Source organism: Thioalkalicoccus limnaeus (assembly GCF_041197575.1).
Taxonomy (GTDB): Bacteria; Pseudomonadota; Gammaproteobacteria; order Chromatiales; family Chromatiaceae; genus Thioalkalicoccus; species Thioalkalicoccus limnaeus.
In genome coordinates this window covers 45118-55395 of the sequence record NZ_JBDKXB010000022.1, presented here as the reverse complement: position 1 = coordinate 55395, position 10278 = coordinate 45118, and the positions used below count along the sequence as shown (strand labels likewise).

The window sequence follows — 10278 nt, the reverse complement described above, 5'->3', positions numbered from 1 at the left end:
TGGGTCTGCTCCCGAGATCGATTAGGACTGAATATAGTCCTTTATCGGTCTTGTTACAACCTGCGACGCGGCCGCGCACTCGACCAGCCAAAGCTGACCAGGTCAGGCGTCGGGTAGCGGTCGACCTCGCGCTCGGTGCCGGCGGTGTAGTCGATCTCGATGATGCGGTGGCCATTGGTGGCGTAGGCGAACTTGAGCCCTAGGAGCTCCGCGTACTCCCGGGCCTGCTGCACGCCGGTTTCGGCGGGCAGGCCGATCTGCTTGGCTTCGACGACCGCCAGCGGGTAGTCCCGGCGGTAGTACAGCAGGTAGTCGGCACGCTTCTGCTTGCCGCGACGTACCTTCCCGCCCGCGACGATGATGCGGCCATTGGTAAAGCTGCGCTGCTCGCCGATGGTGTGCAGTGCCGCGCCCCATCCCGCCTCGACCAGCCGCGGTGTGACGAACTCGCGGCAGGTGTCTGCTTCGGTGATAAAGCCAGGCCGAACGGCCTGGCTTTCGTGTCGGTGGTGGCGTGTGGTTGTCGGTCACAAAACGCGCCCGTTGAGCTTACGAGCAATGCCGCGGGCATCTGCGGACTGGTGAGCACCCGTCAGCGGGAGAGCAGTTCCACATACGCCTGGTAGCTGTAGACGCGGTTCTTCTTCTGCCCAGTGAGCTCGGCCAGGATGCCAAGATCCTGCAGCAGCTTGACGGCGGCGCTGGCCGTGGGAAACGTCGTCTCCAGCCGCTGGCGAACATGCTCGACGCTGAAGCGCGGCATCATCGGCAGCAATTCGAACAGACGGTAGCTGATCGGCCCCGCCTTGGGAGATTCGAGCAGGCGCTTGCGATCCGCCGTGATCAGGCTGGCCACGTCGATGATGCTGCGCTCGGCATCCGCGGACGCCACCGCCACGCCCTCCAGGAAGAAGGATACCCAGCCCTCCCAGTCGCCGTCGCCGCGGATGGCGGATAGGCGCCGGTAGTACTCGGTCTGGTGCTGCTTGAGGTAACCGCTCAGGTACATCAACGGCTCTCTCAACAGCCCCCAGTGCTCCATCAGCGCGGCGATCAGCAGCCGCCCGATGCGCCCGTTGCCATCCAGGAAGGGGTGGATGGTTTCGAACTGGGCATGGATCAAGGCGACCCTGACCAGCGGCGGCAGGTCAGGGTCGGAGGCATGGATGAAGCGCTCCAGGTCCGTCAGCAGATTGGCCACCTGCTGCGGGGGTGGCGGCACGAAGGCGGCGTTGCTTGGGCGCGTGCCGCCGATCCAGTTCTGCGAGCGGCGAAGTTCGCCCGGCTGTTTGCCCGCGCCGCGCACGCCGTCGAGCAGCAGGCGATGGGCTTCGCACAGCAGGCGAACGCTGATCGGCAAGCCCTGCGGGTCGCGCAGTTGCCCCTGTACCCAACGGAAGGCGCGCAGGTAGTTGGTGACCTCCTCGACATCGTCGGTGTTGCTGACCTTCAGCCCGGCTTCCTCGTCGAACAGGTCGGTCAGCGTAGCCTGGGTGCCCTCGATTTGCGAGGTGAGCAGCGCTTCCTTGCGGATGGCGCTGTAGAGCAACCATTCCACCGACGGGACCAGGCCCGACACCCCGGCCAGGCGCGCCAGCGCCAGTTCGGCCTGCCGGTTCAGGTCGGCGAAGCAGGTCGGCGCCAGCGGAGGATCAGCCGGGGGCAGCGGTCGCGGTACGAAGGCGCGGACCGACTCACCCAGCGTGGTCGCGGTGTCGTAGGTGCCGGTGGTGCGGGGCATTGAAAGCGTGCTTTGATTTCCCGGATCAAATTAAAGCACGCTTTACTTTTATGCGCCAGTATCAAAGCAGGCTTTCATACGGCACGACGCCGACCTCGATATGGCTTCGAGGTGTTCCGTGCGCTCGGTCAGGACCAGCACCTTGCGGCCCTGTGCGAAGGCGTTGCGCACCTCGGCAGCGATGGCCGCGGTCCTGGCCTGATCGTTGGCGAGATGTCGGAAGACATCCTGGATGCCGGCATCCTGCGGCAGATCGATGCGAGCGTGGCTGGCGCGCGGCACGACCTCCAGATCGTGCGGCGCGCCGGCCGGAGTGGCCGCCGTGTGGCGAATCGGCCCGCACTGCATGAAGATGATCGGCTGTTGCCCGTCGCGTCGGATCGGGGTCGCCGTCAGGCCGAGCACGAACTTGGCCTTCGTCCGTTTCAGGATGGCATCGAACGACACGGCGCCGACGTGGTGGCACTCGTCGACGATTACCTGGCCGTAGTCCTCGACCAGCGGGTTCACCTCGCCCTGGCGGGACAAAGACTGCATCATGGCAATGTCGATCCTGCCGGTTGGCTTCGCCCTGCCGCCGTCGATGTAGAACTTGCGCGGCTCGGGCGATGGCTCGTTGATGAGGATTCCGGTGTCCGGGCCGATCTGCTCTTCAGGCACCTCGTACTCCAATATCCGGGGCTCGGGCGGCGTCTCGGGCTCGATCTCCGTGACACTGACCTGCTCGCCCGACTCGTCGACCGTAACCTCCTCGATGCGTGCCGGCTCGCCATCGAAGTTCGGATCGGCAAAGTGGCGGGTAGCCGTGCCGGTGAAGTCGATGATGTTGAAGTACGTCTTGCCGTAGTCGACCTTCAGCCGCGTGCCGCGACCGACGATCTGCTTGAATTCGGCGCGCGAGCCAACGACGCGGGCCAGCACCACGTTCTTGACCATCTCGGCATCGACGCCGGTGGTCAGGAGCTGGGAGGTGGTCAGGATGACGGGCGCCGGCTTGTCCACATCCTGGAAATGCGCCAGATGCGTCAGGCCAATGGCGCCCTCGTCGGCCGTCACGCGGGCGACGAAGTCCGGGTACTGCTTCACCAGATCGCTGTTGAGGTGGATCAGCTCCTGGCGCATCTCGGCGGCGTGTTCCTGGTCGACGCAGAAGACCAGCGTCTTGGCGAAGCGGTCGGTGCCCCCGAGGAAGTCGGTCAGGTGCCGGGCCATCGCCCGCGTGCGGGCGCGCAGGGCCACGACACGCTCGAAGTCCTTGGTCTGGTACTCGTCGTCCGGCACCACGCGGCCGTAGCGGTCGAGCTCATCCTTGTTCGGCCGCCAGCCCGCCGCATCGACGGTGGTAATCACCCGATGCACGCGATATGGCGCGAGAAAGCCGTCCTCGATGCCCTGGCGCAGACTGTAAGTGTAGACCGGGTTGCCGAAGTACTCGTAGCTGTCGCGCGACTCCTCGCGCAACGGCGTCGCCGTCAGGCCGAACTGCACTGCGGGGGCGAAGTAATCCAGCACGGCGCGCCACGCGCTCTCGTCGCGGCTCGAGCCCCGATGGCACTCGTCAATGATGATCAGATCGAAGAAGTCGGGCCGGTACTGCCGAAAGACGTCGGTGCTGGCAGTGCTCAACGCCTGATAGATGCCGAAGTACATGTCACGACCCTGGCTGACGTCGCCGCCGGCGATCTTGTGACGAGCATCGCCGAAAGGCGCGAACATCTTGGCCATCGGATCGTCTACCAGGATGTTGCGATCGGCGAGGAACAGGATCTTGGGTCGGCGGTACTCGCCGGCGCGGTTCCACCGGCTGCTCCACAGCTTCCAGCAGATCTGGAACGCGACGCAGGTCTTGCCGGTGCCGGTGGCCAGGGTCGCGAGAATGCGCTTCTGCCCGAGCAGGATCGCCTCGATCACGCGATCAATGGCGATCCGCTGGTAGTAGCGCGGTACCTTGCCCGACACCAGATTGAACGGCTCCAGCAGGTGTGACGCCGCTTCCTGGGGCAGATGTGACGCGGCGGTCAGGCGGGCAAACAGCTCATCGGGCGTCGGATAGCGGTCGATCTCGCGCTCGGCGCCGGTCGTGTAGTCGATCTCGATGATGCGGTGACCGTTGGTGGCATAGGCGAACTTCAGGCCGAGGATTTCTGCGTATTCCCGGGCTTGCTGCACGCCGGCTTCCACGGGCAGACCGATCTCCTTGGCTTCGATGACGGCCAACAGGTAGTCGCGACGGTAGTACAGCAGGTAGTCGGCACGCTTCTGCCTGCCGCGACGCACCTTCCCACCGGCGACGATGATGCGTCCATCGGTGAAGCTGCGCTGCTCACCGATGACGTGTGGTGCGGCACCCCACCCCGCCTCCACGAGCCGGGGTGTGACGAACTCACGGCAGGTATCTGCTTCGGTGATCACGCCATCGCGCATGGCCTGCCCCTTCATCGTCGTCCTTCAGTTGATCGATACCTTGAAGCTGGTGGCCAGCGCCATGGGCGCGATTTCGCGGACTCTCCTCCTCGAGGTCGCCAATCGGTCGCTTTCCATCATCGGCAAGGTGCGCGACAGGTTCAGCACCTAGCGCCTGTCAGGTCAGCCGATTCTCTCAACGACGCGAGTGGCTGATCTCGGATGAAGCGCAACAGAAGCTGGTTGCCCTCCGACAAGATCGCCGCCATCGTGCCCACCAAGGGAAACCAGATAGTCGGCGGGTCCTTGTCCGATGTCGGCTCAGGCTCCCCGGGTCGACGAATACCGACGCGTAGCGTTTCATCTCGAGCCGCTCGGGTGATGGCGCTGCACGACCCGCAGCGCGCGGAGACCTCCCGCTGAAGCTGGCCACCAGCTGGCCGCCGCACTGCAAGGATGCGGCTCAACGCGGGTGCCGTGGACGTCGCGAATCGAATGGGTCAAGCGGGCCAGCGCTTGCCGTCGGCTCGGCGAACGCCACCGTCACGCGCAAGCCGGGGTGGGCGTCGGCAAGCTCGATGCTGGCCCCGTGTCTCGCCGCAATCGCGGCGACCAGGCTCAGGCCGAGGCCATGCCCCGGCGAGGAGCGGCCGCGATCGAGCCGATAGAAGGGCTGCGTGACCCGCGCCCGCTCCGGGGCGGGGATTCCGGGCCCCGCGTCGGCGACCCAGAGCAGGGTGCGCGCGCCCTGCTGATGGGCACCGAGGCGGATCGGCGTGCCCGGCCCTGTGTGGCCGATCGCATTCTCCAGCAGGTTCACGAGCAATTGCACGAGCAGGCGGCGGTCCGCGAGGACGCGGACGGGGGCGGGGATCTCCAGCGCGAGCGTCTGGCCCTTGTCCTGGACGATCGGCTGATAGAGCTCGTCGAGCTCCTGGAGCAAGGGACCGACCTCGATCCACTCCCTGTTCAGCGCGGCGTTGCCGGACTCGATCTCGGCCAACCGCAGCAGCGAACCGAAGAGTCCTAGGATCTGGTCGAGCTCGGTCAGCGCCGCGTCGGCGAGCGTTGCCGCCTCCGCCGGCAGGGGCAGGGCCTGCATCCTCTCGAGCTTCTGGCGCAGGCGCCCGAGCGGCGTGCGCAGGTCGTGGGCGATGTTGGTCGAGACCTGCCGCACCTCGCTCATCAAGCGCTCGATGCGGTCCAGCATCTGGTTGATGGTCGCCGCCAGCTGGGCGAAGGCATCTTGCTCGCGGCCGATTGGAATGCGCAACGACAGCGACTCCTCGCCGATCGCTTGCGCAACCCGCTTCAGTCGCTCGACTCGACGCAGGAAGCGGCGGCTCACGACCGTGCCGCCGCCGACGCCGACCGCGAGCGTGACAAAGAAGACGGTCAGCAGCATCCGGCTCAACGCCTGGGTCATCTCCTGCGCAGGGCCGCGATCGGCCCCGACGCAAAGACGATAGCCGGCCTCCAGCGCGGTGCAGAAGAGCAGCAGCTCGCGGCCATCGGCCGTTTGAGCGGCCTGCCAACCGTCCCTGTCGGCGTATCGCACGGGGTCGAAGATGGCACGCCCCGCGGGGTTGATCAGCACGTAGCGGAGCCGGCTGGACGGATTGGCCTCGATCCGCTCGCGAATGTCGTGACGCAGCTCCTCGAGCCCGTCGTCGCGATAGTCGCCGAGCAGCTGCGCCAGGTCGGACTCGACGTGCGCCTGAAGCTGCCGCTCGAGCGAGAGGCCCACACCCCAGAGCACCAGGGCCCCGACCACCGCCATCGACAGCGCGAAGACGGCGGCGAAAAAGGCCATCAGCCGGACGTCGCTGCGCCGGGCGAGGTCCCTAAGGCGGGTCATCGATCCGATATCCCGCCCCCCGCACCGTCTTGATCAGCGGGACGGGCGCATCGCGGTCGATCTTGGCGCGCAGCCGGCTGATGTGCGTCTCGACGATGTTGGTACGGGGATCGAAATGGATGTCCCAGACCGCCTCGAGCAGCATGGTGCGCGTGACCACCTGCCCCTTGTGACGCAGCAGGTGCTCGAGCAGGCGAAACTCGGTCGGCTGCAGCGCGATCGGCCGCGACCCGCGCTGCACGACGCGCCCCACCAGATCCATTCGCAGATCGCCGGCCTGAAGCAGCGTCACCGGCGCCGCGGCGCGCTGGCGCCGCGTGATCGCCCCGACGCGGGCATAGAGCTCGGCGAAAGCGAAGGGCTTGACCAGATAGTCGTCCGCCGCCGACAGCCCCTGCACGCGGTCCTCCAGGCCGCTCATGGCCGTCAGGAGTAGGGCCGGGGTCGCCATGCCGCCGGCGCGCAGCATCTTCAGCAGAGCGAGGCCGTCGAGCCGCGGCAGCATGCGGTCGATGATGAGCACGTCATAGTCGGTGCCACTCGCGAGCATGAGTCCTTCATGGCCATCCGCGGCCAGGTCCACGACGTGCCCCTGCTCGCGCAACCCCTGCGCGATATAGCGCGCGGTTTCGGCATCGTCTTCGATCACCAGAATGCGCATGGCTCCTCGCGCGCCGCCCCGGCCCGCGGAGCGATCCGAACCGGGGCGGCCATCGATCGCGTCAGTCAAGCGGCCAGACCGGCCCCGCTCGCGGGTTGCGGGTCCGCCCGCGCGGCGAGTGCCGTCGCACGACGCTAGTCATCGAGGTCTTCGCGGACGCCAAACACCGCGCCGTTGACGGCATCGACCTGGACATCGAAGACCCGGCCGTCCTTGACGACCGTGACCTCGTAGGCGGGGCGGAAGCTGTCGTCGTCGAGCCCCGCCTCGATCGCCTGCCCGCCCTGATGGGTCTCGGCCGAGCGAATCGCGTCGATCAGGCTGATCTTGGCCTCCGACAGCATCCGAATCGCATCGCGATCGGCCCAGACGGGGCCGCCGACCAGTAGCATCGCCATCAGGATAGCAATCGACAAATGGGTGAGAGGGGACTTCATTGGCCTGTCCTCGGATTGATTGGATGCGGGTCGTGTGGCTCGGCGAGCGGCCGAGCTGGTAGCCAGTCTAGGCCCCATCACCTCACGGGCGAATGTCCAGATCTATACGATCCTGTAATCTTGGCGCCGACGGGAAAACCAGCTCGGCCAGTTCGGCCAGTTCGGCCGCGTCAATCTCGACGGCGCCAGGATTCACGCCAACATCAGCCGGCACAGTGCGCTGTCTCAAGGCCGCGCCGCGACCATCGGGCGGCGCGCCGACTGCGGCACCAATCTGCGGGGATTCGATCCTGTCGATGCGGGAAATCGGCATTTGTCTTGCACGCATCGGTCATCCAAGCCCTCAGTCCTCGGGCAGCGGGAGACGCAGAACCAGGTCGTCCCAAGCGATCGCCACACCCGGCAGGACCGCCACCGGCGTCTCCCCGACGAGCTCGCAGATCTCGGGCTTGCCGAACCGGCCCTCCGCGAGACGATAGATGGTCACCATCCGGTCGGTCGGGTGCACCAGCCAGAATTCGCGCACGCCGGCCCGCTCGTAGACCTGGCGCTTGCGCCGATGGTCATGGCTGGCGGTCGCCGGCGACAGGACCTCCACGACCAGATCCGGTGCCCCGCGCACACCGCGCCGGTCGAGCTTCGCCGGGTCGCAGACGACCAGCACGTCCGGCTGCACCACCGTGTCGACGAACTCATCGGCCTCGTCGGCACGTGGCAGGCGGACATCCACCGGGGCAATGAAGGGACGGCAGGTTTGCTTCGGGCCGGCCAGAGCGTTCGCCAACTGACGAAAGATCTCCCCGGCGACATCCTGATGCTCCAGCGTAGGCGCCGGGGCCATCAGATAGGCCTCGCCATCGATCAACTCGTAGCGCACCTCATCTGGCCACGCCAGATAGTCGGCATAGGTGTGACGATCGCGTGCGTGTCTTGCCGCTTCCATTTGAGACCTCCAGGTAGTCGTTCTCACCCGGTAGACCGCCAAATGATAGCCGGGATCGGCGTCGTCGGATCAGCATGAGACGATCCACCCGTCGTACGGGCCGCCCGCCGCGCTGCTCGGGGCCGTCCCCTATCCGGCTGGCCGCGTCGCTACCTCTGCCTCTAGCTGCGTCAGGCGATCCAGCGCGACGTTTCTGTTGGGATAGATGTTCTCCTTGCCGAGCAGGGGCAACAGGCCAGCGCGCTCGAACGCATTGAGGACCGGCTTCTTCAGGCCCGAGAACATCAGCGTGCAACCGGCGGCCCCGAGGTCGCTGGCGAGCGCCTTGATCGCCTCCGTGCCCGAAGCATCGATCCGGTTGATGCCGCTGCCGATCACCAGCACCGCCGTCGCCTTGGGGAAACTCGCGACGGCCCGGCGGACCGCCTCCTCGAAATAGGCGACATTGACGAACACCAGTGAGGCGTCGAAGCGCAGAACGACGAAACGCTCGCTGAGCGGAGGCAGATCATGTGTGAAGGCGCCGCCCAGCGAGCCCGTTGGCAGCCGCCCGAGCACCTCTGCGCGCGGACGCATCGTACCGATCAGGAAGGCCAGCGCCGCAAGCACAACCCCCACGAGCACCCCTCCGGCGAGGTTGGGGGCGAGGGCAAGTGTTGCGAGGAAGGTCACTAGCCCGATGACACCGTCAGCGCGCTGGACGCGCCAGGCGCCGACCAGCGCCTTGACATCGATCAGCCCGAACACCGCCGTCATCACAATCGCTGCGAGCACAGCCTGAGGGAGGTGATAGAGGTAGGGGGTCAGAAAGAAGATCGCGGCCACCACCGCGAGCGCGCTCACCACCGCATAGAAGCCGGTTTGCGCCCCGGCGCGCGCGGCCACCGCAGAGCGCGAGAAGGAGCCACTGACCACGTAAGCGTGGAATATGCTGCCGATGATGTTGGCGAGCCCCTGGCCGATCAACTCCTGGTTCGTATCAAGCTTCTCGCGCTTCTGGGCGGCTAGGGCGCGGGAGATCGCGGTGGCTTCCATGAAACCGATCAATGCGATGACCAAGGCCGCCCCGAACAGCGACGGGGCCACCTCCCAATCCACTACCGGCAGGGCCGGCGCTGGCAGTCCGCGCGGGATGTCGCCGACCACCTGGCCGCCGCGGGCGAGCAGAACCTCATCGATATCGACCCGCACCACTCGCCAGCCGCCTTCACCGGGCGATGCCTTGCGGTACCCGACCACAGCGCCGCCATCCGCCACCGGCGCCAGCACGAAGCTGTGCGCAGCGATGCGCTGGGCGTTGAGCTGTCGCTCGAGGATGCGCTCGGCCGCTGCCAGCCGGGCTTGCTCCACCTCGAGCTCCGGCATGAACTCTCCGCGGCGCTTCGCCTCCCGCAGCTCGTCCCCGAGCCCAGCGAGTCGCTCGCTGGTCGCCCCGAGCTCGGCACGCGTCCGAGCAAGCGCCTGGTAGGCTTGGCGAGCCGTCGTGTCGAGGATACCGTCGAAGGGCACGCTGGCATTCTGCTCGAAGCCGATCACGGCGCTGACGCTGGTCCCCAGCAGAACCGCCAGCAAGACGGCCGGAACCCGCGGTGCCATGCGGCGCATGAGGAGCAGGAAGGCGAGTGTCGCCACGCCGAACACCACCGTCGGCCAATGCGCATGCGGGAATTGGGCCACCACGGCAGACAGGTCCACCACGAAGCTGTCCGAGCGCGGCATCGGCACATTGATGAAGGTGTTCAGGAGCGACAAGCCAATGATGAGGGCCGCGGCGTTGGTGAAGCCGAGGGTCACCGGGTGCGAGGTGAAGTTCATCAACACGCCGAGACGGAACAGGCCGAACGCCAGGCGCAGGACGCCGACCATCAGTGCGAGCATCACAGAGAGCGTGATGAACTGTTCACTGCCAGGTGTCGCGAAAGGCGCTATCGCCGCCGCCGACATCAGCGACAGCATTGCGACCGGCCCCGTGTGCAGGAAGCGGGAGGACCCCCACAGCGCGGCCACCGCGACGGGTAGCGCCGCTGCATAGAGCCCGTAGACAACCGGGAGCCCGGCCAGCCCCGCGTAGGCCATGCTCTGGGGGATCAGCACCATGGCCACGCTGAGGCCGGCGATCAGGTCGGCGCGCAGGCCTGCACGACTCATTGGGAACCATCGCAGGAAAGGGAACAGGATCGATAGCCAGGCGGACACGAAGTGGCGACCTCTAGAGGAAGGAAAACGATCGAAACG

Annotated in this window: 10 protein-coding genes; 1 reads left to right on the top strand and 9 read right to left on the bottom strand. The window is 66.6% G+C overall.

Features of this window, described 5'->3' with window-relative positions; all coding sequences use genetic code 11:
* Positions 1-53 precede the first annotated feature (53 nt).
* The 3 genes from ABC977_RS14045 to hsdR form a co-directional block, all read right to left on the bottom strand.
* Positions 54-359, bottom strand: a complete 306-nt coding sequence (locus tag ABC977_RS14045; RefSeq protein ID WP_369667898.1) for a type I restriction enzyme HsdR N-terminal domain-containing protein — start codon at positions 357-359, stop codon at positions 54-56.
* Positions 360-592: 233 nt separating this feature from the next.
* Positions 593-1741, bottom strand: a complete 1149-nt coding sequence (locus ABC977_RS14040; protein WP_369667894.1) for a Fic family protein — start codon at positions 1739-1741, stop codon at positions 593-595.
* Between the two features lie 48 nt (positions 1742-1789).
* Positions 1790-4180, bottom strand: coding sequence for an EcoAI/FtnUII family type I restriction enzme subunit R (gene hsdR, locus ABC977_RS14035; protein ID WP_369667893.1), 2391 nt, complete (start codon positions 4178-4180; stop codon positions 1790-1792).
* A gap of 13 nt (positions 4181-4193) precedes the next feature.
* On the opposite strand from hsdR, the gene ABC977_RS14030 reads away from it, so the two are divergent.
* Positions 4194-4316 (top strand): hypothetical protein, encoded by a 123-nt coding sequence (locus ABC977_RS14030; protein WP_369667892.1) that lies wholly within the window; start codon positions 4194-4196, stop codon positions 4314-4316.
* A 291-nt stretch (positions 4317-4607) separates the two neighbouring features.
* Here the strand turns inward: ABC977_RS14030 and ABC977_RS14025 are convergent, their stop codons facing one another.
* The 6 genes from ABC977_RS14025 to ABC977_RS14000 form a co-directional block, all read right to left on the bottom strand.
* Positions 4608-6002 (bottom strand): HAMP domain-containing sensor histidine kinase, encoded by a 1395-nt coding sequence (locus tag ABC977_RS14025; RefSeq protein ID WP_369667891.1) that lies wholly within the window; start codon positions 6000-6002, stop codon positions 4608-4610.
* Positions 5989-6663: a winged helix-turn-helix domain-containing protein gene (locus tag ABC977_RS14020; protein ID WP_369667890.1), complete on the bottom strand. Its 675-nt coding sequence runs from the start codon at positions 6661-6663 to the stop codon at positions 5989-5991. The genes ABC977_RS14025 and ABC977_RS14020 overlap by 14 nt, the downstream gene beginning before the upstream one ends.
* A 134-nt stretch (positions 6664-6797) precedes the next feature.
* Positions 6798-7100, bottom strand: a complete 303-nt coding sequence (locus ABC977_RS14015) for a PepSY domain-containing protein (protein ID WP_369667889.1) — start codon at positions 7098-7100, stop codon at positions 6798-6800.
* 82 nt (positions 7101-7182) lie between these two features.
* Entirely contained in the window at positions 7183-7428 is a 246-nt protein-coding gene (locus tag ABC977_RS14010) for a hypothetical protein (RefSeq protein WP_369667888.1), read from the bottom strand.
* A 15-nt stretch (positions 7429-7443) separates the two neighbouring features.
* Positions 7444-8043 (bottom strand): Uma2 family endonuclease, encoded by a 600-nt coding sequence (locus ABC977_RS14005; protein ID WP_369667887.1) that lies wholly within the window; start codon positions 8041-8043, stop codon positions 7444-7446.
* Between the two features lie 129 nt (positions 8044-8172).
* Positions 8173-10191 carry a SulP family inorganic anion transporter gene (locus ABC977_RS14000; RefSeq protein WP_369667886.1) on the bottom strand — a complete coding sequence of 673 codons (2019 nt, stop codon included), beginning with the start codon at positions 10189-10191 and terminating at the stop codon, positions 8173-8175.
* Positions 10192-10278 lie beyond the last annotated feature (87 nt).

Bases quoted from the DNA above. Each gene is read 5' to 3' on its own strand.
- ABC977_RS14040 (WP_369667894.1), bottom strand. From the start codon at position 1,741: ATGCCCCGCACCACCGGCACCTACGACACCGCGACCACGCTGGGTGAG.
- hsdR (WP_369667893.1), bottom strand. From the start codon at position 4,180: ATGAAGGGGCAGGCCATGCGCGATGGCGTGATCACCGAAGCAGATACC.
- ABC977_RS14025 (WP_369667891.1), bottom strand. From the start codon at position 6,002: ATGACCCGCCTTAGGGACCTCGCCCGGCGCAGCGACGTCCGGCTGATG.
- ABC977_RS14020 (WP_369667890.1), bottom strand. From the start codon at position 6,663: ATGCGCATTCTGGTGATCGAAGACGATGCCGAAACCGCGCGCTATATC.
- ABC977_RS14015 (WP_369667889.1), bottom strand. From the start codon at position 7,100: ATGAAGTCCCCTCTCACCCATTTGTCGATTGCTATCCTGATGGCGATG.
- ABC977_RS14010 (WP_369667888.1), bottom strand. From the start codon at position 7,428: ATGCGTGCAAGACAAATGCCGATTTCCCGCATCGACAGGATCGAATCC.
- ABC977_RS14005 (WP_369667887.1), bottom strand. From the start codon at position 8,043: ATGGAAGCGGCAAGACACGCACGCGATCGTCACACCTATGCCGACTAT.
- ABC977_RS14000 (WP_369667886.1), bottom strand. From the start codon at position 10,191: ATGAGTCGTGCAGGCCTGCGCGCCGACCTGATCGCCGGCCTCAGCGTG.